Raw genomic sequence first — 23,132 nt, 5'->3', positions numbered from 1 at the left:
GCGGCGAAATAAAAAAAGCGCGGATAATCCGCGCTTTTTTATATTCAGCGAAGAAATTACTTCGCTTTACCCTGGTTGGCAACGGCGGCCGCTTTTGCCGCGATCTCGTCAGCATTACCCAGATAGTAACGTTTGATCGGCTTGAAGTTTTCGTCGAACTCATACACCAGCGGTACGCCGGTCGGAATGTTCAGTTCCAGAATTTCATCTTCGCCCATGTTATCCAGGTATTTCACCAGCGCACGCAGGGAGTTACCGTGAGCAGCGATAATCACGCGCTCACCGCTTTTCATGCGCGGCAGAATGGTTTCGTTCCAGTAAGGGATAACACGCTCGATGGTCAGCGCCAGGCTTTCGGTAACCGGCAGCTCTTTGTCAGTGAGTTGAGCATAACGCGGATCGTGCCCCGGATAGCGTTCGTCATCTTTGGTCAGTTCCGGCGGTGTTACCGCGAAGCCACGACGCCATTGTTTAACCTGCTCGTCACCGTATTTTTCAGCGGTTTCGGCTTTGTTCAGACCCTGCAGAGCGCCGTAATGACGTTCGTTCAGCTTCCAGGATTTTTCAACCGGTAGCCACGCTTGATCCAGTTCATCCAGTACGTTCCACAGGGTGTGGATGGCACGTTTTAGCACAGAAGTGTAAGCAAAATCGAAGCTGTAGCCTTCCTCTCGCAGCAGTTTGCCCGCCGCTTTTGCTTCGCCTACGCCTTTCTCGGACAGATCAACATCGTACCAACCGGTAAAGCGGTTTTCGTTGTTCCACTGACTTTCACCGTGACGTACCAGAACCAGCTTAGTTACAGCCATACACTCACTCCTATAAACCATATTGAATGATAATAGTTCTCATTATATTGCCGTAATGCGTCAGCGGCAATGCTTACGCATAACCATAGCGAAAATAGCTGCACAGTGTAAGGTTCTTGTGAATTCAAGGTTGCGATTTTGACTTTTGGTGGTGAGGCTTTGAGCAGGTTGGGGGGGCAATAAACGACGAGCCCGATACTGGACTCGTCATGGTTAGTCGTCAGGCCGGAATAAACCGGTATTCCGTCACGCTGGCGTACTCTTCGCCCGGGCGCAGGAAGCAGTCCGGTTGCGGCCATTCCGGATGGTTCGGGCTGTCCGGCAGAAACTCGCTTTCCAGCGCCAGACCTTGCCAGTCGGCGTACGCCTCTGGACCACGGGACGGCGTGCCGCCGAGGAAATTCCCGGAGTAGAATTGCAAAGCCGGGGCCGAGGTGTAGACCTCCATCTGCAATTTTTCATCCTGCGACCACAGCAGCGCGACCGGCTTACGGGCATCACCTTGTGCCTGTAGCAGGAAGGCGTGATCGTAACCTTTTACGTGGCGCTGATCGTCATCGGTCAGAAATTCGCTGGCGATAACTTTTGGCGTACGGAAGTCAAAAGAAGTGCCCGCCACTGGCTTTAGACCCTCGTGTGGGATACCCATCGCATCAACCGGCAGATACGTGTCGGCGAGGATCTGCAGCTTATGCTGGCGGACATCGGTTTTATCACCGTCGAGGTTGAAATAAACGTGGTTGGTCAGATTCACCGGGCAGGGCTTATCGACCGTCGCGCGATAGGTGATTGAAATGCGATTGTCGTCGGTCAGGCGATACTGCGCTGTCGCGCAAAGGTGGCCAGGGAAACCCTGGTCGCCATCGTCAGAGGTCAGTGCGAACAGCACCTGACGATCATTCTGATTCACTATCTGCCAGCGACGTTTATCGAAACCGTCCGGCCCGCCGTGCAGCTGGTTTTCACCCTGGCTTGGCAGTAATTCAATGGTTTCACCAGCGAAGGTGTAACGGCTGTTGGCGATACGGTTCGCGTAGCGGCCAATCGATGCCCCCAGAAACGCAGCTTGATCAGGATATTGCTCCGGGCTGGCGCAGCCGAGCAATGCTTCACGCACGCTACCATCGCTCAGAGGAATGCGGGCCGACAACAGCGTTGCGCCCCAGTCCATCAGGTTGACCACCATCCCTGCGTCATTACGCAGGGTCAGCAGACGAAACGGCTGGCCATCGGGGGCCATGACGGGAATTTCGTTTAGCACTGTCCGGCTCCTTGTGAAGGTTTACACACATAGAAGGTTTCTTTGATACCGGTTTTCGCTTCGTACTGCGCAGCGACAGCCTGCTGTACCGCAGGAACCAACGCTTCAGGGATCAGCGCCACAATGCAGCCGCCGAAGCCGCCGCCGGTCATGCGCACGCCGCCCTGGGAGCCGATGGTCGCTTTGACGATCTCCACCAGGGTATCAATTTGCGGCACGGTAATTTCAAAGTCATCGCGCATGGAGGCGTGAGATTCCGCCATCAACTGGCCCATGCGCAGCAGGTCACCTTTTGCCAGGGCATCAGCGGCTTCCACGGTACGGGCATTTTCGGTGATCACGTGGCGGACGCGTTTGGCGACGATCGGGTCCAACTCATGGGCGACGGCGTTGAATGCCTCAAGGCTGACATCACGCAGCGCGGGCTGCTGGAAGAAGCGCGCGCCGGTTTCGCACTGCTCGCGACGGGTGTTGTACTCACTGCCGACCAGCGTACGCTTAAAGTTACTGTTAATGATCACCACGGCGACACCTTCAGGCATGGAGACCGCTTTGGTACCCAGCGTACGGCAGTCGATCAGTAGCGCATGATCTTTCTTGCCCAGCGCGGAAATCAGCTGATCCATGATGCCGCAGTTGCAACCGACGAACTGGTTTTCGGCTTCCTGACCGTTCAGGGCAATCTGCGCGCCGTCGAGCGGCAGGTGATAAAGCTGCTGGAACACGGTGCCGACCGCCACTTCCAGCGACGCTGAGGAGCTTAAGCCAGCGCCCTGCGGTACATTGCCGCTGATCACCAGATCGGCACCGCCAAAGGCGCTATTACGCTTTTGCAGGTGTTTTACCACGCCGCGGACATAGTTCGACCACTGCTGGCTGTCATGGGCGATAATCGGCGCGTCGAGAGAAAACTCATCAACCTGATTCTCGTAGTCAGCGGCAATCACGCGCACGATGCGATCGTCACGCGTCGCACAGCTGATCACGGTTTGGTAGTCGATGGCGCAAGGCAGAACGAAGCCGTCGTTATAGTCGGTATGTTCGCCAATCAGGTTGACGCGACCGGGCGCCTGAATCGTATGGGTGGCAGGGTAGCCAAATGTTTCAGCAAACAGAGATTGTGTTTTTTCTTTCAGACTCATTTTTTAAACTCCGGATTCGCGAAAATGGATGTCACTGACCGCACGCAAACGCTCGGCGGCTTGTTCTGCCGTCAGGTCGCGCTGGGTTTCCGCCAGCATTTCATAACCGACCATAAATTTACGCACGGTTGCGGAACGCAGCAGAGGCGGATAAAAATGTGCGTGCAGCTGCCAGTGTTGATTCTCTTCGCCATTAAACGGTGCGCCGTGCCAGCCCATGGAATAAGGGAAAGAACACTGGAACAGATTGTCGTAACGGCTGGTCAGTTTCTTCAGCGCCAGCGCCAGGTCGGCACGCTGCGCGTCGGTCAAATCGGTAATACGCAGCACATGTGCTTTAGGCAGTAGCAGCGTTTCAAACGGCCATGCCGCCCAGTAAGGCACGACCGCCAGCCAGTGCTCGGTTTCCACCACCGTGCGGCTGCCGTCTGCCTGTTCACGCTGGACGTAATCGACCAGCATCGGTTTGCCTTGCTCAGCGAAATACTCTTTTTGCAGGCGGTCTTCACGCTCTGCTTCATTGGGCAGGAAGCTGTTGGCCCAAATCTGACCGTGCGGATGTGGGTTCGAGCACCCCATCGCTGCGCCTTTATTTTCAAACACTTGTACCCAGGGATAGGTTTTCCCCAGATCGGCCGTTTGCATCTGCCACGTTTTCACAATCTCCGTCAGCGCAGGCACGCTGAGTTCCGGCAGCGTTTTGCTGTGATCGGGTGAGAAGCAAATGACACGGCTGGTTCCACGTGCACTCTGACAGCGCATCAACGGATCGTGACTGTCCGGTGCGTCCGGGGTGTCGGACATCAGCGCGGCAAAATCATTGGTAAAGACGTAGGTGCCGGTGTAATCCGGGTTTTTATCACCGGTTACGCGCGTGTTACCTGCACACAGGAAGCAGTCCGGGTCATGTGCAGGGAGAACCTGCTTAGACGGTGTCTCCTGCGCCCCTTGCCAGGGGCGTTTGGCGCGATGTGGTGAGACGAGGATCCACTGCCCGGTAAGCGGGTTAAAGCGGCGGTGTGGATGATCGACAGGATTGAATTGCGTCATGACGTGTCCTTAATCCGAATATCCTTGCGGATGGCGTGACTGCCAGTGCCAGGTGTCTTGTGCCATTTCGTCCAGCGTGCGGGTTACGCGCCAGTTTAATTCGCGATCGGCTTTGCTGGCATCTGCCCAGTAGGCGGGAAGATCGCCGTCACGACGCGGTGCAAAATGGTAGTTAATCGGTTTACCACAGGCTTTACTGAAGGCGTTGACCACGTCCAGTACGCTGCTGCCGACGCCCGCGCCGAGGTTATAAATATGCACACCTTGTTTACCCGCCAGTTTTTCCATAGCGACAACGTGCCCGTCGGCGAGATCCATCACGTGGATGTAATCGCGAACGCCGGTACCATCTTCGGTAGGGTAGTCGTTGCCAAATACCGCAAGCGACTCGCGGCGGCCAACGGCAACTTGAGCAATGTAAGGCATCAGGTTGTTGGGAATGCCCTGCGGATCTTCGCCCATGTCGCCTGACGGATGTGCGCCAACCGGGTTGAAGTAGCGCAGCAGCGCGATGCTCCACTCTGGCTGGGCTTTTTGCAGATCGGTCAGGATCTGCTCGACCATCAGTTTGCTTTTGCCGTACGGGCTTTGCGGGGTTCCGGTTGGGAAGCATTCAACGTAAGGAATTTGCGGCTGATCGCCATAGACTGTGGCTGAGGAGCTGAAGATGAAGTTCTTGACGTTGGCGGCGCGCATCGCGTTTACCAGACGCAGGGTACCGTTGACGTTGTTGTCGTAGTATTCCAGCGGTTTGGCAACAGACTCACCTACGGCCTTCAGACCGGCAAAGTGAATGACCGTATCAATGGCGTGATCGTGGAGAATTTCGGTGATCAGCGCTTCGTTGCGGATATCCCCTTCAATGAAGGTCGGATGCTTCGTGCCTAAACGCTCGATAACGGGCAGTACGCTGCGCTTACTGTTGCAGAGGTTATCAAGGATCACTACGTCGTGACCGTTTTTCAGTAACTGCACGCACGTGTGGCTTCCGATGTAACCGCTACCACCTGTAACCAATACTCTCATAATTCGCTCCGTTAAGCCTATGGTATGGAATGATCCTAGCATAACAAAGATGCGAAAAGTGTGACATGGAATAAATTAGTGGAATCGTTTACACTTCAGTGTTTTCACCGTTTACCACCATTTTTTTAATTGTAAATCATAGGGTTTGTTCACGACTGCGCCATTTATCCGAAAAAGCAGGTAAAAAAATGGGCGTCCAATGCGTACAGCACGTCAGTTAGACATGTATGGAAAATGTATTAGCCCGGAGCAGGATGTCGCTTCAGCGCTCTGACTTTCAGTCAAATTAATTTCTCTGTTCAGGTAAGTTCAAATAACAACACCGGTGGTTAGGTGTGGGCTGGTCCGGCTGAAAATTGCCGACGAGTTTCCGTAAGGCCGGGAGAACCCGCAGGGATGCGGGTTCAGGGCGCGTTTTGCATGGACGCTTCCTCGCGCCCGGCCCGGTAGCCTGGAGGAATTAGCGGAGGGGACCACTAAGTGGCAATTTTCCCGCCGGGAGCCGGGATTGTAAAGGGCGTGGCGGAGAACGCCCTTTACCCGTTCACGGGTAGTGTGGCATCGGAGAAGCTATATACATGAGGTGAACGGAACAGCTTGCCTGAAATAACATGTTTATTATTCCAGGGACGTTTGTCGATAGCCATAGATCTCGCCGTCAGGCACAAACTCCAGTCGATGCGTAATACAGGCTGGTGCATCCTCGGCGTGGTGAGAAACGAACAGCAACTGGGTATCACCTTCGCCGATCAGCACATCAACAAAACGGCGGATCAACTGGCGATTCAGCGGATCCAGCCCCTGCAAGGGTTCATCGAGGATTAACAGAGTAGGGTGCTTAACCAGCGCGCGAACAATCAGCGCCAGTCGCTGCTGACCCCAGGAAAGGCTGTGAAACGGCGCGTCGGCAGTACGCTTATCGATGCCCAGAATGTCTAACCACTGCTGTACCAGCTTACGCTGCCGGTCAGAAACCGCCTGGTAGATACCGATCGAATCAAAATAACCGGAGAGGATCACGTTGCGTACCGTGGTACTGACGCGGTACTCGAGGTGCAGGCTGCTGCTGACATAGCCAATGTGTTTTTTAATATCCCAGATGGTTTCACCGCTGCCGCGACGACGACCAAACAGCGTCAGTGCGTTGCTGTAACCCTGTGGGTGATCGCCGGTGATTAAGCTGAGCAGGGTGGATTTCCCCGCGCCATTTGGGCCGACAATTTGCCAGTGTTCGCCTGGATTCACCTGCCAGCTCAAGTGATGCAGAATAGGGCGATCGTTATACGAGACCACGCCATCGTTGAGCGCAATACGCGGCTCGTGATCGGCCAACGTACGGCGAACAGAGGGTTCATCGGGTTCGGGTAATGTAATCCCGGCCAGTTGTTCGCTATGCGCAAGCTGGGCTATCAATGCCTGTTGCAGTAAACCGGCTTTCTCGCCGGTTTCAGTCAGGGTGCAATCCGCGAGGACGCCAGCAAACTGCACGAATTCTGGAATCTCATCAAAGCGGTTGAGGACCAGCACCAGCGTAATACCTGCCTGATGCAACGTGGCGAGCAAATCCGCTAACTGATGACGTGACGCAACGTCCAGTCCGTCAAACGGTTCATCCAGGATCAGCAATTCCGGTTCCGACATCAGCGCCTGACAAAGCAGGGTTTTACGTGTTTCGCCGGTAGAGAGGTATTTGAAACGCCTGTCGAGCAGATGCGTAATGCCAAACTGCTGCGCCAGCGCTTTGCATCGCGCTGGATTTTTGATTTCATCGAGAATGATTTCTGCCGTCGTGCGTCCGGTGTCGTCTTCGCCGGGGCTGAGGAGATCGGTGTTATTACGCTGCCATTCGTCGCTGACCAGTTGTTGCAACTGCTCAAAGGAGAGTCGGGTGATACGCGTGAACTGACAGCGGCGCTCGCCTTTTAACGGCGGCAATTCCCCCGCCAGCGCACGCGCTAACGCGGATTTCCCACTGCCGTTAGAACCGACAAACGCCCAGCTATCCCCCGCGTTCAACGTCAACGTATTCAACTGGAGCGTTTTTGTGTCGCTCAGACGAAACGTGCCTTGCGAAATTTGCAACGATGACATTTTATATCCCATGTTTTGCAGCAATGAACAACAGGGATACGTGTTCTGCGAGCCGATGTCAATCGACTCAACACAACGTGGCGATAATCACTCTGTCGGCGTTGAAATACGCGGTGACGTTAGCGCCTTCTTGCAGCGTCGCGGCGTCTTCCGACGGAACCGTGGCGCACAGCGTCTGGCCATCGGGCAGCGCCATTAACACTTCGCACTGTTCGGCGCCGCGCTCAATATGGCTGATGGTCCCCTGTAGTTGGTTATCAGCCGCCTGGGCGATAGCGTCGTCCTGGGTGATCCCCACCCACGGCGCCTTCAGCAGGACCAGCACTTCTTTACCCTCATCCAGCCCTAAACGTTCGCCACTTTGCGCCGTCAACGCGACTTTCAGCCGCGTTTCGCCATCGGCCAGCAGGACATCAACATGCTGCTGAACCTGAGAGTGGTCGCGTGCGGTAATGGTGCCAAACCACTGGTTACGGGCGCTGGTTTGTAGTGAAAAACGGGAGATGGCTGCCAGCAAACTGTTCAGCGGCAGGGCGTCGTCGTCGCTCAGGACATCAAACGCTTTCTGCTGAATTTGTGCCAGCAAATCGTAAAGTTGGATTAGGCGCTGGCCATAGCGGGTTAATACCGCGCCGCCGCCGCCTTTGCCGCCGGTGGCGCGCTCTACCAGCGTTTGCTCACTGAGCTGGTTCATCTCATTGATGGCATCCCAGGCGCTTTTATAACTGATGCCCGCATCCTTCGCGCCCTGACTAATAGAGCCGGAAAGCGCAATGTGCTTAAGCAGCGAAATGCGGCGGGGATCGGCAAACAGCTTTTGCTGAAGTTTCAGGGTAAGAAGGATTTCGGCCTGCATATCAAGCTCCTGGCAAAAGGGATATTGTGACGGAAAACCGGGCGCGCGCAAAGTCGACCGCACAAAAGGGGAGTGCAATTCTGCGTTATGGGGTTAAAATACAGCTAAGGACTATATCTGGAGTTGATCATGTTAGAGTTATTGAAAAGTCTGGTATTCGCCGTAATCATGGTTCCTGTGGTGATGGCCATCATTCTGGGGCTGATTTACGGACTGGGTGAAGTGTTCAACATTTTCTCCGGTATCGGTCAGAAAGATCAGTCCAAACAGAACCATTGATTCCCCAAACGCCCGCTCAGTCGGGCGTTTATCTTTTTCGCCTTCCAGCTCGTTTTCGGTGCCTGTAGTTTCTCAAGATCCTGCTTTTCCTGCCGATAATTTCTTTATATAACCTTTGATGGGTACGAATAACCACTGGGAAAATCCTGAATTAATCGTTATATTGCTGCGTACATAACGAAACGCAAAGGAGTTACAGATGGCACGTACATGGTTACGCTTGTTTGCAGGGGCAACACTCTCTCTTTCTGTTGCCGGGCATGCATTGGCGGATGAAGGCAAAATTACGGTGTTCGCCGCGGCGTCGCTGACAAATGCGATGCAGGACATTGCAGCCCAGTATAAAAAAGAGAAGAACGTGGACGTCGTCTCCTCTTTTGCCTCGTCTTCTACGCTGGCGCGCCAAATTGAAGCCGGTGCTCCCGCCGATCTGTTTATTTCTGCCGACCAGAAATGGATGGATTATGCGGTAGACAAAAAGTCTATCGACACCGCATCACGTAAAACGCTGCTCGGTAACAGCCTGGTGGTCGTGGCGCCAAAAGCGAGCGAGCAGAAAGCGTTTACCATCGACAGTAAAACCAATTGGACCAACCTGTTGAACGGCGGGCGTCTGGCGGTCGGTGACCCGGAACATGTTCCGGCGGGCATTTATGCCAAAGAAGCGCTGCAAAAACTGGGCGCATGGGATACTCTGGCGCCGAAACTGGCCCCAGCTGAAGACGTACGCGGCGCACTGGCGCTGGTCGAACGTAACGAAGCGCCGCTGGGGATTGTTTACGGTTCCGATGCCGTCGCCAGCAAAGGCGTCAAAGTAGTCGCCACGTTCCCGGAAGATTCACACAAAAAAGTCGAATACCCTATCGCGATTGTTGATGGGCATTCTAACGCCACGGTCAGCGCGTTCTATGATTACCTGAAAGGACCGCAGGCTGCTGATATCTTTAAACGTTATGGATTTACGACCAAGTAATGATACTCAGCGATCCTGAATGGCAGGCCGTTATACTGAGCCTGAAAGTTTCTTCCCTGGCCGTGCTGTTCAGCCTGCCGTTTGGGATCTTCTTTGCCTGGCTGCTGGTGCGCTGCACGTTTCCAGGTAAAGCTCTGCTCGACAGCGTGCTGCACTTGCCACTGGTACTGCCACCGGTGGTGGTCGGTTATCTGCTGTTAGTGGCCATGGGGCGACGCGGATTTATCGGCGAGCGGCTGTACGACTGGTTTGGTATTACGTTTGCCTTCAGCTGGCGCGGCGCGGTGCTGGCGGCGGCGGTGATGTCTTTCCCGCTGATGGTGCGGGCCATCCGTCTGGCGCTTGAAGGCGTGGACGTCAAGCTGGAACAGGCCGCCCGTACGCTGGGGGCCGGTCGCTGGCGCGTATTCCTGACCATCACCTTGCCGCTGATGCTACCGGGCATTATTGTCGGCACGGTGCTGGCATTTGCCCGCTCGCTCGGCGAGTTCGGCGCGACGATCACCTTTGTTTCCAATATTCCTGGCGAAACCCGCACTATCCCTTCGGCGATGTACACCCTGATCCAGACTCCTGGCGGTGAAAGCGCGGCGGCGAGACTTTGCATGATTTCTATTGTGCTGGCGTTAATTTCGCTACTGATTTCTGAGTGGCTGGCACGCATCAGCCGCGAACGGACGGGGCGATAATCATGCTGGAACTGAATTTCACCCAGACGTTAGGCACGCACTGTCTGACGCTCAACGAAACGTTACCCGCCACTGGCATTACCGCGATTTTTGGCGTGTCCGGGGCGGGAAAAACCTCGCTGATTAACGCCATTAGCGGCCTGACGAAGCCGCAGTCCGGGCGCATTGTGCTCAATGGTCGGGTGTTGAACGATGTAGAAAATGGCATCTGTTTAACCCCTGAAAAACGCCGGGTCGGCTACGTTTTTCAGGATGCGCGCCTGTTCCCGCATTATAAAGTGCGCGGTAACCTGCGCTACGGCATGGCGAAAAGCATGGCCGGGCAGTTTGATAAGCTGGTGACGTTGTTAGGGATTGAACCGCTACTTGAGCGCCTGCCTGGTAGCCTTTCCGGCGGTGAAAAACAGCGCGTGGCCATTGGTCGGGCGCTGCTGACCGCGCCTGAGTTGCTGCTGCTTGACGAGCCGCTGGCGTCACTGGATATTCCGCGTAAGCGTGAACTGCTACCCTACCTGCAACGCCTGGCGCGCGAAATCAACATCCCGATGCTGTATGTCAGCCATTCGCTGGATGAGATTTTACATTTGGCCGATAAAGTGATGGTGCTGGAGAACGGCCAGGTAAAAGCGTTTGGCTCGCTGGAGGATGTCTGGGGCAGCAGCGTGATGCACCCCTGGCTACCGAAAGAACAGCAAAGCAGCATCCTCAAAGTCAGCGTGCTGGAACATCATCCGCATTATTCAATGACCGCGCTGGCGCTGGGCGACCAGCATCTGTGGGTTAATAAACTGGAGCAGCCGCTGCAAACCGCGCTGCGTATTCGTATTCAGGCCTCGGATGTATCACTGGTATTACAACCGCCGCAGCAGACCAGTATTCGCAACGTGTTGCGCGCCAAGGTCGCGCAGTGCTATGACGACAACGGGCAGGTGGAAGTGCAGCTTGAGGTCGGCGGTAAAACGCTGTGGGCGAGGATCAGCCCGTGGGCCAGGGATGAACTGGGCATCAAACCTGGCCTGTGGCTGTACGCGCAAATTAAGAGCGTGTCGATAACCGCCTGATTACAGCAGGTGAGAATAAATAAATTTGGCGATGCTGTCGGTGGTGTTGTCACCAATCACGATATTGGCGCGGGCCTTGACCGCGTCATCTGCATTACCCATCGCCACGCCGGTGCCTGCGGCTTCCAGCATACTGATATCGTTAAAGTTGTCGCCAAAGGCGATGACATTCTCCATTGACCCCCCCTGTGCTTCAATCCACTGGGTCAGGCGTTTTCCTTTGCTGTTGCCTTTGCGGGCCACGTCGACCTGATCGTGCCATGACCATTCGCACTCCAGCCCCAGTTGTTGCTCAACGTGCTTGCCAAAATGCTGCAGCTTAGGAATATCTTCGTCGGTCAGGGCAAATTTCCAGACAGCGTTAACGTCCTGTGCGGCCTGCGCCAGTGAGGGGACCTGGGTAAAGGTGGGACGCTGCTCCGGCGGCAGGGTTTGCGCCCAGTTTGCGGTACGTACCACATGCCCGGTCGGGCGCTCATACAGCATGGCGTCGTCTACATACATCAGACCGTGGATCTGATGTGCCTCCAGCAGATCGATCAGTTGCAGCGCCTGATCAACGGGAAGGGGATCGGATTGCAGAACCTTTTTTGCCTGATAATCATACAAGTAAGTGCCATTACAGCAAATTGCAGGTGTATCCAGCGCCAGTGCCTGATAAAAAGGATGAATAGCAACGTGATGGCGACCTGTGACAATAATAAGTTGGTAGCCGGCTTCCCTGGCGCGCGAGAGCGCTTCGAGAGAAGAGGGCAGTAAGGTTTTTTTCGGGGTCAGCAACGTACCGTCTAAATCCAGGGCAATCACGCGAGTGGTCATCAGTTATTCCAGATTAAGGTTGAGAATTGTGTCTTTGGGCATGGTACACCGAGTCGGCAACCGGACAAAATTCTGAGTCTTAATTAAGCATTCACCGTTAAAAGCGTCTACCTTAGGCGTGTGTCAGGCAATTGCAGCCACTTGCCAAAAAGTAAAAGGAGCATTCATGAAGCAAACCGTTTATACCGCCAGCCCTGAAAGTCAGCAGATCCACGTCTGGAGCCTGAACCACGACGGTTCACTGACGCTGACGCAGGTGGTTGATGTACCGGGTCAGGTGCAGCCGATGGTCGTCAGCCCGGATAAGCGCTATCTGTATGTTGGCGTGCGTCCTGAGTTTCGCGTGCTGGCCTACCGTATTGCGCCGGATGACGGTGCGCTGACCTTTGCCGCAGAATCTGCGCTGCCGGGCAGCCCGACGCATATTTCGACCGATCATCAAGGTCGTTTTGTGTTTGTCGGATCGTACAACGCAGGCAGCGTGAGCGTGACGCGTCTGGAGGATGGCCTACCGGTTGAGCTGGTGGACGTAGTAGAAGGTATGGACGGGTGCCACTCGGCCAATATCTCTCCGGATAACCGCACGCTGTGGGTTCCCGCACTGAAGCAGGATCGTATCTGTCTATTTGGCCTCAGTGATGATGGCAAGCTGATCGCACAGGATCCGGCGGAGGTGACGACCGTAGAGGGCGCGGGACCGCGTCATATGGCGTTCCATCCGAATCATCAGTACGCCTATTGCGTCAATGAGCTGAACAGTTCGGTTGATGTCTGGGAACTGAACGATCCGCACGGCAAAATTGAGTGCGTACAAACGCTGGATATGATGCCAGCTGATTTCTCCGACACCCGCTGGGCGGCAGATATTCATATCACGCCTGATGGTCGTCATCTGTATGCCTGTGACCGTACCGCCAGCCTGATTACGGTGTTTAGCGTGTCAGAAGATGGCAGTGTGCTGACCAAAGAGGGCTTCCAGCCTACCGAAACCCAGCCGCGTGGTTTTAATATCGACAGCCGCGGAAAATACCTGATTGCCGCCGGGCAGAAATCGCACCACATTGCGGTGTATGACATTGCGGGTGAGCAGGGACTGCTGACCGAGAAAGGTCGCTATGCGGTTGGACAAGGCCCGATGTGGGTCGTGATCAACGCATACTAAGACTTTATGCCAAATGGCCTACGATAAGCACACGCTTCGTAGGCCTGATAAGGCATTAGCCGCCATCAGGCACTCTGTTTCCCCTGGAGATCGGAAATTGGTCGCCACAAGTTGTCCTTCTCTTCGGCCCACAGATTTAACAGCAGAGAAAAAAAGCGTTCAGCGGGAGGAGAGAGCACCGCATCTTTACGCCGAATAACGCCTAACGTGCGCCTAATCACCGGCTCAACCAGCGGGATGCCGATCAGCGTTGGATGCGACGTGTGCGGCATGGCCAACCCTGGCAACGCGGAAACCCCCAGCCCAGCCTCCACCAGGCCAAGCGAGGTGGATAAATGGCGAACCTCGTAAAACCAATCCAGCTTCCACGGTTTATCTGCCAGGTGTTGCTCAATCAGCAATCGGTTACCGCTCGACGAACGCACGCCTATTAATTTGCAATTCACCAGTTCTTGCCATTCGACCAGCTGTTTATGGGCGAGTGGATGATCGCGCCGACATGCCAGAACAAAGGGTTCGTTAACCAGCGGGGTGAATTCAATGGAAGAATTTGTGATGTTGTTCATGTTTATGCCAAAATCAGCCTCGTTGCAAAGTACGGATTCCATACAATTATTCGTACCTTGTTCAATAATTCGCACCTTAATATTGGGATATAGCTCATTAAATTTGCCGATCGCCAACGGTAAAAAATAGAAAACGGCGGTAGGGATACAGGATAACGTCACCATCCCGTGATAGTGTGTATTCATTTTGCTGATATTAAAGATTGTTTCATCTAGGGTTCTAATTAATTCACGGGCCTCTGGTAATAACAACTGGCCTGCTTTTGTTAATGTGACTTTGCGGGTTGTTCTCTCAAATAGTTGAGTGTGTAAATACTCTTCCATTTTCTTTATTCTACGTGTTAATGCAGGTTGCGTAATATTAAGTAACTTAGCCGCATTGTTAAAAGAATTGGACTCTGCCAGCGTGACAAATGCTTTCATGCTCGATAATTCATGTTTCATTCCGACTCCAGACAAGGTTAAGGGACGTTCTGTCCTGATAGAGCGACCAGTTTACCTGCCATTGTTAATCTTGAATTAATAAAAAAAAGTCACTAATCACGACAACAAAGTCATTAGCCAGCGTATTTCACGCATGTAATCCTGTCTTTAATATGAATAATATAGTTGAGGACATTGGCGTGAAAAAAATACCTTGCGTTATGATGCGTGGAGGAACCTCCAGAGGCGCATTTTTATTAGCAGAACATCTACCACAAGAGAAAACGCAGCGTGATGATGTATTGATTAAAATTATGGGTTCCGGGAATGCGCTGGAAATCGACGGTATTGGTGGGGGTAATCCGCTAACCAGTAAAGTGGCGATTATCAGCCGTTCAACCGACCCACAGGCAGATATTGATTATTTATTTGCTCAGGTTTTGGTGCATGAACAACGTGTCGATACCACGCCAAACTGCGGCAATATGCTTTCCGCCGTCGGGGGATTCGCCATCGAAAATGGGCTGATTACCGCCACAGCGCCGACGACGCGCGTACGGATTCGCAATATAAACACCAATACATTTATTGAAGCCGATGTGCAGACGCCGCAAGGTGTTGTTGAGTATGAAGGCCCGGTCAAAATAGACGGCGTACCGGGTACGTCAGCGCCTGTAGCACTCACGTTCCTGAATGCCGCAGGGTCTAAAACAGGACGTATTTTCCCAACGGGAAACCATCGTGATTGTTTTGATGCCGTTCCGGTGACCTGTATGGATATGGCGACACCGGTGGTGATTATTCCCGCTGAATATCTGGGCAAAGCCGGTTATGAATCACCGGAAGAACTGGATGCTGACTCAGAATTATTAGCACGCATGGAATCTATTCGCTGTCAGGCAGGGCTGGCTATGGGGTTAGGGGATGTTTCCAATATGGTCATTCCTAAACCTATCCTTATTTCAGCGCCGCAGCAGAGTGGTGCAATTACTGTGCGCTATTTTATGCCTCACGCTTGCCATAAAGCGCTGGCGATCACTGGCGCTATTGCCATTGCCAGCAGTTGCGTGATTGCTGGGACGGTAACTCAGCAGGTAGCACCGGGGGTAGGGTATGGAAATATCAGCATTGAACACCCCGGTGGCTCACTGGATATTTATTTGAGTAATGAAAGTGATGATGCTACGGCTATTCGTGCCTCGGTGATTCGCACCGCCCGGAAAATATTTTCTGGTGAGGTTTACCTTCCCGCATAACGTTAATTAAAACGGTTATGCATCGCGGATACTGGATTTATTTCGCGAGATTGCCTGTACGTATAAATCAGGAATACCACATGAATGTGAAATCATTATGGAAGCTAATCGTTATATTGGCGATCCCCTGTATTATTGGCATTATTCCTGCGCCAGCAGGATTAACGGAACTGGCCTGGGTTCTTTTCGGTATTTATCTTGCCGCTATTGTCGGGTTGGTGATCAAACCTTTTCCTGAGCCGGTAGTGTTGTTGATTGCCGTCGCGGCATCAATGGTCGTGGTCGGTAATTTAGGTCACGGCGTACTAAAAACCAGCAGCGTTCTCAGCGGTTATGCGTCAGGCACCACGTGGCTGGTTTTCTCTGCATTTACGCTAAGTGCCGCGTTTGTGACTACCGGTCTGGGCAAGCGCATTGCCTATATTTTGATCGGCAAAATCGGGAATACCACACTGGGGCTAGGCTACGTCACTGTTTTTCTGGACCTGGTTTTGGCGCCAGCAACACCATCTAACACCGCGCGAGCGGGAGGGATTGTGCTGCCAATCATCAATAGCGTGGCGGTGGCATTGGGGTCTGAACCAGACAGAAGCCCACGCCGTGTTGGCCACTACCTGATGATGACGGTCTATATGGTCACCAAAACCACCAGCTATATGTTTTTTACCGCCATGGCAGGCAACATCCTGGCATTGAAAATGATTAACGATATCTGTCACCTGCAGTTAAGTTGGGGCGGATGGGCGCTGGCGGCGAGTTTACCTGGTATTGTGATGTTGCTCCTGACTCCGTTAGTTATCTACTTTATGTATCCGCCTGAAATTACCAAAGTGGATAACAAAACCATCGCCAAAGCCGGGCTCCAGGAACTGGGGCCGATGAAAGGGCGAGAAAAAATGCTGTTGGGCATTTTTGTTCTTGCACTATTAGGGTGGATCTTCAGTAAAAGCCTCGGCGTTGATGAATCAACGGTGGCCATTGTAGTGATGGGCGCGATGCTCCTCTTGGGCGTAGTGACCTGGGATGATGTGGTAAAAAATAAAGGGGGCTGGAATACCTTAATTTGGTACGGCGGAATTATTGGCCTGAGTTCTTTATTATCGAAAGTGAAGTTTTTTGACTGGTTAGCTGAACTGTTCAAAAATAACCTCTCTTTTGACAATCATAGCAATGTAGCCTTCTTCGTTATTTTGTTCCTGAGTATTATTGTCCGCTATTTCTTCGCTTCCGGTAGCGCTTATATTGTGGCGATGATGCCCGTCTTTGCCATGTTAGCGAATGTCTCTGGTGCACCACTGATGTTAACGGCTCTGGCATTACTGTTCTCTAACTCATATGGCGGAATGGTAACCCATTATGGCGGCGCGGCGGGTCCGGTTATTTTCGGTGTGGGCTATAACGACATTAAATCGTGGTGGCTGGTTGGCGGCATGCTGACATTCTTAACTTTTATTGTGCATATCACCCTGGGCGTATGGTGGTGGAGCATGTTGATTGACTGGAATATGTTGTAAATAATACGTCAATCTTCAGTCTATTAAATTTATTGATTAACAATGCCTTTGTGCACGGTATTTGTGCGGGCGTTGTACCATGGAGTATGTGATGATTAAATTATATGAGAAAGGCGTCTTTCTCTCCGAAAACAATGAACTGTTAACCGAGGAACATTGTTCCGGGCATATCGAAAAAGATCACGCGAAAAAAGGGACTATCGCCTGGTCGATTCTGTCGGCACACAATACGTCGGGAGATATGAACAAGCTTAAAATTAAGTTTGACTCATTAGCGTCACACGATATTACCTTTGTCGGCATTATTCAGACAGCGAAAGCTTCAGGCATGGAGCGTTTCCCGTTGCCTTACGTGTTGACCAACTGCCATAACGCATTATGTGCGGTAGGCGGGACCATTAACGGTGACGATCATCTGTTCGGGCTGTCCGCGGCGCAACGCTATGGGGGCATTTTTGTGCCTCCACATATTGCGGTGATCCATCAATATATGCGTGAGATGATGGCCGGCGGCGGAAAAATGATCCTCGGCTCAGACAGCCATACGCGCTATGGCGCACTGGGCACAATGGCAGTCGGTGAAGGTGGCGGCGAGCTGGTCAAGCAACTGTTAAACGATACCTGGGATGTTGATTATCCTGACGTTGTTGCGGTCTATCTGACCGGAAAACCGGCACCTGGCGTGGGGCCGCAGGATGTCGCGCTAGCTATTATCGGCGCGGTGTTTAAAAACGGCTACGTCAAAAATAAAGTGATGGAGTTTGTCGGTCCGGGTATTAAGTCTTTCTCCACAGATTTTCGCAACAGCGTTGATGTGATGACGACAGAAACCACCTGTCTGAGCTCCGTCTGGCAAACGGATGACGAAACCCGCAGTTGGCTGGCGCTACATGGCCGTGAGCAAGACTATCGCCTGCTGAACCCGCAGCCGATGGCGTATTACGATGGCTGTATTTATGTTGATCTGAGCGCCATCAAGCCAATGATCGCGCTGCCTTTCCACCCCAGCAACGTCTATGAAATTGACACCCTCAATGAGAATCTCACCGATATTCTTCGCGGGATCGAAATTGAATCTGCGCGTATCGCGCAAGGGAAAGCCAGCCTCTCACTGCTCGACAAAGTTGAGAATGGGCGTTTAAAAGTACAGCAGGGGATCATTGCCGGGTGCTCGGGCGGCAACTACGAAAACGTGATTGCCGCCGCCAGTGCGCTACGCGGTCAATCCTGCGGTAGCGACACCTTCTCGCTGGCGGTCTACCCCTCATCACAGCCGGTGTTTATGGACTTAGCGAAGAAAGGCGTGGTGGCGGATTTGATGGGCGCGGGTGCCATTATCCGAACTGCGTTCTGTGGCCCTTGCTTCGGCGCGGGTGACACACCAGTCAATAACGGGCTGAGCATTCGCCATACCACACGTAATTTCCCTAACCGCGAAGGCTCGAAGCCGGGCAACGGGCAAATGTCAGCCGTGGCGCTGATGGACGCGCGTTCCATCGCCGCAACAGCGGCAAACGGCGGATTCCTGACCCCGGCAACCGACCTGGACTGTTGGGACGAAATTCCGGCCTATGCATTTGACCCTGCGCCTTATAAAAGTCGTGTGTATCAGGGCTTTGTGAAAGGTGCCACGCAGCAGGCGTTAATCTATGGTCCCAACATTAAAGACTGGCCGGAGCTTGGCGCACTGACTGACAATATTTTGTTGAAGGTCGCCTCGAAAATTCTTGATGAAGTGACGACGACCGACGAGCTGATCCCATCCGGGGAGACGTCGTCCTATCGCTCAAATCCTTTAGGATTGGCGGAATTTACGCTTTCACGGCGGGATCCCGGTTATGTGGGGAGGAGTAAAGCTACTGCTGAGCTGGAAAAACAGCGACGGGCTGGTGGTGTGAACAGCGCATTGTCACCCATCTTCGACCGTATTCGTCAGATTGCCGGTCAGGAAGATGTTGTGCCACTGGAAACGGGGATTGGCAGCATGATTTATGCCGTCAAACCGGGAGATGGTTCCGCGCGTGAGCAGGCGGCAAGCTGCCAGCGCGTGATTGGTGGGCTGGCGAATATCACCGAGGAATATGCCACCAAGCGTTACCGTTCCAACGTCATCAACTGGGGGATGCTGCCGCTGCAAATGAGCGGGAAGCCGTCTTTCGAGGTGGGTGATTATATTTACATTCCCGGTATTCGCCGCGCGCTGGACGCATGCAGTCGCGAGATTACCGCATACGTACTGTATGAGAATGGGTCGGTCAGTGAAATTAGCCTGTATATGGAAAGTCTGACGGCGGAAGAGCGTGAAATCATCAAGGCAGGAAGTTTGATTAACGCGAATAAAGCGCGTTTGATGTAAGGCTTACTGTAGGCCGGATGGCGGTTTTCGTCGCCATCCGGCACATTGCCCGGTGGCGCATGCGCTTACCGGGCCTACATAAGAGAATGACGTTTACTGCTTCGGCTCGGCAACCACTTTGCTACCCACACCGCGGTTGTTGTATTCCCACATGCGGTTAAAGTTGGTGTCGTTCAGGTTACGCTGGATTTCACCTTTGTCGTCTTCCGCACCGGTGTTGCCGGTAAACGGATGCTTACCGATTACGCTGTCACCCCATGGCTTCGCCATGTTAAAGCCTTCGTTGATCACGCTGTCGCGGATCACCACCTGACCGTTGGTGTTAGCATCGACATCCAGTGAGCGGCCTAACTGCGCCACGCCATCACCGGCAGCCGTAAAGCGGCTGTTGACGGCAAGGAAACCGTAATAAATATTCGACAGCGTGGCAGGTGCGAACACGTAGGCTTCCTGCTGGGTGCGAGAATTGACGACGCGGAAATCGGTGTTTTCGAATACCACCGCGCCGCGACCAGAAACAATATCCACATCGCCTTCAATGTAGCTGTTTGTCACCAGCGTACGCGGTTGACGATCGTTTTCCAGACGGTTTTGTACACCGCTGTTGGTTACGAAGAAGGTGTTCTGACGACCCAGAATGTTGACGTTGTTGATCTGTACTTTATCGCCATCGGTACGCAGAGCAACGGCCGGATGGTTACCTGCATCCACGCTGTCGCCGAGGTTGTTTTCGATGGTCAGGTTCTGTAACTGCAGACCGTTGTTTTGTGACCAGACGACCGCAGAACACAGTACGCCAATGTTGGTACCGCGCTTGCTCTGGCAATTATCAAACATATACCACGCAGGTTTACCCGGCATATATTTGCCGCCTGGGTTGACCGTACGACGCCAGTCAGCGGTGCTCATCTCTCCGTCAATTGCCTGGCCAATTTTCACATCAAGCGGTTTTTCGCCCATGCCGTACAGCGTAAGGCTGCCCGTTGCTGCCGGGATATAAACCGTGCCCTGATATTCACCCGGCATGATCGCAATATATTGACGCTTGTTGGTGCGTTTAATGATTGCTGCATCCACCGCCGCCTGAATGGTGGTGTGGGTGACGCCCTGAGTCCCTGCCGGGCCGACAACAAAATCAGGCTGTGCGGGCAGAGAAATCGCAGAAGGGGACCACGGCGCGGTGTTTGGCGTCAGTGCAGAAAAATAATGAGCCGCGACAAAATTGCTGGCTTCATTTGCCGACAGAATCGGGCGCGAGGAGGTGCCTGGCGCGGTCTGGTCGGAAGGAATTTGATCGGGCGAGGTTGCGCTACAGGCGGTCAGCGTCACGCCAAAAGCCATTACCAGCGCCAGACGGGAAACTGATGAAATGTTCACAGGTTGCTCCGGGCTTTGAAATTTATCCATTGAAGCCTGCTTTTTTATACTAAGTTGAGCGAAACGGAAAGGCGAAAAGGTAAAAAGTTGTTTTTTATAGCAGCAATGTCGGATGCAGAACGTCCTGATGTCACAATTAAATAACAATTATCGCCCTTCAGGTTGACAACATCCGCAGGATCTCAATAAATGTCTATACAACCTATGACAAGTGGTGAGTGGAATGCAGCAATTTTTCCCTGATGATGCCATCTGGCGTAATGTCCGCCTGGCGACCATGGATCCTGAACGTAATACCCCGTATGGGCTGGTGGACGGTCACGCGCTGATTATTCGACAGGGCAAGATTCGCGCTATCGTGCCTGAATCCTCGTTATACCGCACACATGACAATACCTTTGATATGCAGGGTCGGCTGGTTACGCCAGGTTTGATTGATTGCCACACGCATCTGGTTTTTGGCGGAAATCGTGCAGGCGAGTGGGAGCAGCGGCTGAATGGTGTGTCTTACCAGCAAATCAGCGCCCAGGGGGGGGGCATAAACGCCACCGTGTCGGCGACCCGCCGCGCATCTGACGATCAGCTCCTTGCCGTGGCGCGCGCGCGCATGGAACGGCTGATAAAAGAAGGCGTCACGTTGCTGGAAGTGAAATCAGGCTATGGTCTGGATTTGGCGACAGAAGAGAAAATTTTGCGCGTGGTCTCTGCGCTGGCGGCGGAAAATACCCTTGAAATTAGCCCCACGCTGCTGGCCGCGCACGCGACACCGGCGGAATACCGTGACGATCCTGACGGCTATATTACGCTGGTGTGCGAGACCATTTTGCCGCAGCTGTGGGAACAGGGACTGTTTGAGACTGTCGACCTGTTTTGTGAAAGCGTTGGGTTTAGCCTGGCGCAAAGTGAACGGGTATTTCAGGCCGCTCAGGCGTTGGGCATTCCGGTTAAGGGCCACGTTGAACAGCTGTCGTTGCTCGGTGGTGCGCAGTTGGTAAGTCGCTATCACGGATTATCGGCCGATCATATTGAATATCTTGATGAAGCGGGCGTGGCGGCGATGAGCCACAGCGGCACGGTAGGGGTCCTGCTACCCGGTGCCTTTTATTTTCTTAAAGAGAAACAGCGCCCGCCGGTGGAGTGGCTACGTCAATATAACGTGCCAATGGCGGTGGCGACGGATTTCAACCCTGGTACCAGTCCGTTTATCAGTTTGCACTGGGCGATGAACATGGCCTGCGTGCAGTTTGGCTTAACGCCGGAAGAAGCGTGGGCGGGCGTCACGCGTCATGCGGCGCAAGCCCTTGGTCGTCAGGCGACCCATGGGCAATTGAAGGCCGGGTTCGTGGCGGACTTTGTGGTGTGGGACGCCCACCTTCCGGTTGAGATCCTGTATGAACCTGGCCGCAACCCGCTGTATCAACGCGTATTCCGAGGACAACCATCATGAGTCACTGGCATCCCGCATCTCCCGCGCTTTGGCAAGGTCGTGATGATCGCGCTGAGTCACCCAACGCGCTGCGCCTGTTTCAGACCATCACGCTCAGTGCAGCGTTTAGCCCGGAAAACTATCGTGAACAGATAGCGCTGCTGGGATTCGCCTGCGATGAAGGCGTAAAGCGTAATCAGGGACGCACGGGGGCGGCTGGCGCACCTGATGCACTGCGTAAAGCGCTGGCGAATTTAGCCAGCCACCAAGGCCATGACCGGCTGGTGGATCTGGGCAACATTGTGGCGCAAGCCCCCGATCTCGAAGGGGCGCAGCAGGCGTTACGCCATGCGGTACAGCGTTGTCAGCAGGCTGAGATGCGCACTTTCGTGCTGGGGGGCGGGCACGAAACCGCCTTTGCCCACGGTGCAGGTGTGCTGGATGCGTTCCCACGCTTAACCGTGGGCATCGTCAATCTCGATGCCCACCTCGACTTACGCCATGCCGATCGGGCCACCTCCGGAACGCCGTTTCGCCAGTTGGCGCAGCTTTGCGACGTGCAGCAGCGTGAATTTCATTACGCCTGCTTTGGTGTTAACCGGGCGGCTAACACCCAGGCGCTGTGGGATGAAGCGCAGCGGCTTGGGGTTACAGTGGTGGAGGATCTGCACTGTCAAAACGCGCAGGCACAGATGGCGCAGTTTATCTCCAGCGTAGACGTCATCTATCTGACCATCGACCTCGACGTTCTACCGGTCTGGGAAATGCCCGCTGTGTCCGCACCCGCCGCGCTGGGCGTGCCGTTGTCGACGCTGCTGAGGCTGATTGAGCCCCTGTGCCGCTGCGGTAAGCTGCAGGCGGTAGACATGGTTGAATTTAATCCCCGTTTTGACGATGATGGCAACGCGGCGCGCGTTGCGGCGCGTCTTGGCTGGCAAATCGCACACTGGTGGCACTGACGTGTCGAATAGCGTTACGCCGCCATTTTTCCACTCT

20 protein-coding genes are annotated in these 23,132 nt (G+C 53.7%); 10 read left to right on the top strand and 10 right to left on the bottom strand.

Going from position 1 to position 23,132, the window contains the following annotated elements:
- Positions 1-56: 56 nt before the first annotated feature.
- The 7 genes from gpmA to modE form a co-directional block, all read right to left on the bottom strand.
- Positions 57-809: a 2,3-diphosphoglycerate-dependent phosphoglycerate mutase gene (gene gpmA / locus IB214_RS17060; protein ID WP_096757810.1), complete on the bottom strand. Its 753-nt coding sequence runs from the start codon at positions 807-809 to the stop codon at positions 57-59.
- A gap of 220 nt (positions 810-1,029) precedes the next feature.
- Positions 1,030-2,070 carry a galactose-1-epimerase gene (gene galM, locus IB214_RS17055; RefSeq protein ID WP_117341650.1) on the bottom strand — a complete coding sequence of 347 codons (1,041 nt, stop codon included), beginning with the start codon at positions 2,068-2,070 and terminating at the stop codon, positions 1,030-1,032.
- Positions 2,064-3,212, bottom strand: a complete 1,149-nt coding sequence (gene galK / locus IB214_RS17050; protein WP_115259026.1) for a galactokinase — start codon at positions 3,210-3,212, stop codon at positions 2,064-2,066. The genes galM and galK overlap by 7 nt, the downstream gene beginning before the upstream one ends.
- 3 nt (positions 3,213-3,215) lie before the next feature.
- Positions 3,216-4,262 (bottom strand): galactose-1-phosphate uridylyltransferase, encoded by a 1,047-nt coding sequence (gene galT, locus IB214_RS17045; RefSeq protein ID WP_117341651.1) that lies wholly within the window; start codon positions 4,260-4,262, stop codon positions 3,216-3,218.
- Between the two features lie 9 nt (positions 4,263-4,271).
- A complete protein-coding gene (gene galE, locus IB214_RS17040; RefSeq protein WP_117341652.1) occupies positions 4,272-5,288 on the bottom strand; it encodes a UDP-glucose 4-epimerase GalE in 1,017 nt (338 codons plus the stop codon).
- Positions 5,289-5,906: 618 nt separating this feature from the next.
- The gene (gene modF, locus IB214_RS17035) at positions 5,907-7,379 is read right to left on the bottom strand and encodes a molybdate ABC transporter ATP-binding protein ModF (RefSeq protein WP_117341653.1); all 1,473 of its coding nucleotides are present in this window, start codon (positions 7,377-7,379) and stop codon (positions 5,907-5,909) included.
- A gap of 67 nt (positions 7,380-7,446) precedes the next feature.
- The gene (gene modE / locus IB214_RS17030; RefSeq protein ID WP_096757798.1) at positions 7,447-8,235 is read right to left on the bottom strand and encodes a molybdenum-dependent transcriptional regulator; all 789 of its coding nucleotides are present in this window, start codon (positions 8,233-8,235) and stop codon (positions 7,447-7,449) included.
- A gap of 129 nt (positions 8,236-8,364) precedes the next feature.
- Between modE and IB214_RS17025 the strand changes: the two genes are divergently transcribed.
- From IB214_RS17025 to modC, 4 genes are all read left to right on the top strand, one after another.
- Positions 8,365-8,514 (top strand): AcrZ family multidrug efflux pump-associated protein, encoded by a 150-nt coding sequence (locus IB214_RS17025; protein ID WP_085047482.1) that lies wholly within the window; start codon positions 8,365-8,367, stop codon positions 8,512-8,514.
- Positions 8,515-8,713: 199 nt separating this feature from the next.
- Positions 8,714-9,487 (top strand): molybdate ABC transporter substrate-binding protein, encoded by a 774-nt coding sequence (modA, locus tag IB214_RS17020; RefSeq protein WP_117341654.1) that lies wholly within the window; start codon positions 8,714-8,716, stop codon positions 9,485-9,487.
- Positions 9,487-10,176: a molybdate ABC transporter permease subunit gene (gene modB, locus IB214_RS17015; RefSeq protein WP_117341655.1), complete on the top strand. Its 690-nt coding sequence runs from the start codon at positions 9,487-9,489 to the stop codon at positions 10,174-10,176. The genes modA and modB overlap by 1 nt, the downstream gene beginning before the upstream one ends.
- 2 nt (positions 10,177-10,178) lie before the next feature.
- Complete coding sequence (gene modC, locus IB214_RS17010) at positions 10,179-11,237, top strand: molybdenum ABC transporter ATP-binding protein ModC (protein ID WP_117341656.1); 1,059 nt, start codon at positions 10,179-10,181, stop codon at positions 11,235-11,237.
- Here the strand turns inward: modC and IB214_RS17005 are convergent, their stop codons facing one another.
- Positions 11,238-12,056 carry a pyridoxal phosphatase gene (locus tag IB214_RS17005; RefSeq protein ID WP_117341657.1) on the bottom strand — a complete coding sequence of 273 codons (819 nt, stop codon included), beginning with the start codon at positions 12,054-12,056 and terminating at the stop codon, positions 11,238-11,240.
- A 166-nt stretch (positions 12,057-12,222) separates the two neighbouring features.
- Between IB214_RS17005 and pgl the strand changes: the two genes are divergently transcribed.
- The gene (gene pgl / locus IB214_RS17000; RefSeq protein WP_115259018.1) at positions 12,223-13,218 is read left to right on the top strand and encodes a 6-phosphogluconolactonase; all 996 of its coding nucleotides are present in this window, start codon (positions 12,223-12,225) and stop codon (positions 13,216-13,218) included.
- A gap of 65 nt (positions 13,219-13,283) precedes the next feature.
- Here the strand turns inward: pgl and IB214_RS16995 are convergent, their stop codons facing one another.
- Positions 13,284-14,228, bottom strand: a complete 945-nt coding sequence (locus IB214_RS16995) for a LysR family transcriptional regulator (protein WP_115259017.1) — start codon at positions 14,226-14,228, stop codon at positions 13,284-13,286.
- A gap of 179 nt (positions 14,229-14,407) precedes the next feature.
- Here IB214_RS16995 and IB214_RS16990 point away from each other — a divergent pair, with 179 nt between their 5' ends.
- The 3 genes from IB214_RS16990 to IB214_RS16980 all read left to right on the top strand — a co-directional run bounded on the left by IB214_RS16990 (position 14,408) and on the right by IB214_RS16980 (position 19,333).
- Positions 14,408-15,463: a 4-oxalomesaconate tautomerase gene (locus IB214_RS16990; protein ID WP_117341658.1), complete on the top strand. Its 1,056-nt coding sequence runs from the start codon at positions 14,408-14,410 to the stop codon at positions 15,461-15,463.
- An 80-nt stretch (positions 15,464-15,543) separates the two neighbouring features.
- Positions 15,544-16,977, top strand: a complete 1,434-nt coding sequence (locus tag IB214_RS16985; RefSeq protein ID WP_117341659.1) for an anion permease — start codon at positions 15,544-15,546, stop codon at positions 16,975-16,977.
- Between the two features lie 91 nt (positions 16,978-17,068).
- The gene (locus IB214_RS16980; RefSeq protein WP_117341660.1) at positions 17,069-19,333 is read left to right on the top strand and encodes a hydratase; all 2,265 of its coding nucleotides are present in this window, start codon (positions 17,069-17,071) and stop codon (positions 19,331-19,333) included.
- Between the two features lie 93 nt (positions 19,334-19,426).
- On the opposite strand, the gene IB214_RS16975 is transcribed toward IB214_RS16980, so the two are convergent.
- Positions 19,427-20,710, bottom strand: a complete 1,284-nt coding sequence (locus IB214_RS16975) for a putative acyl-CoA thioester hydrolase (protein ID WP_115259975.1) — start codon at positions 20,708-20,710, stop codon at positions 19,427-19,429.
- Between the two features lie 223 nt (positions 20,711-20,933).
- Between IB214_RS16975 and hutI the strand changes: the two genes are divergently transcribed.
- Both hutI and hutG read left to right on the top strand, forming a co-directional pair.
- On the top strand, positions 20,934-22,157 hold the full coding sequence (gene hutI / locus IB214_RS16970; protein WP_117341661.1) for an imidazolonepropionase: 1,224 nt from the start codon (positions 20,934-20,936) through the stop codon (positions 22,155-22,157).
- Positions 22,154-23,095, top strand: coding sequence for a formimidoylglutamase (gene hutG, locus IB214_RS16965; protein WP_115259012.1), 942 nt, complete (start codon positions 22,154-22,156; stop codon positions 23,093-23,095). The genes hutI and hutG overlap by 4 nt, the downstream gene beginning before the upstream one ends.
- Positions 23,096-23,132: the final 37 nt, after the last annotated feature.

Origin of the sequence: Citrobacter sp. C1, from assembly GCF_014596895.2 — a bacterium.
Classification (GTDB): domain Bacteria; phylum Pseudomonadota; class Gammaproteobacteria; order Enterobacterales; family Enterobacteriaceae; genus Citrobacter; species Citrobacter gillenii.
This window is presented reverse-complemented; position numbering and strand designations above follow the sequence as displayed.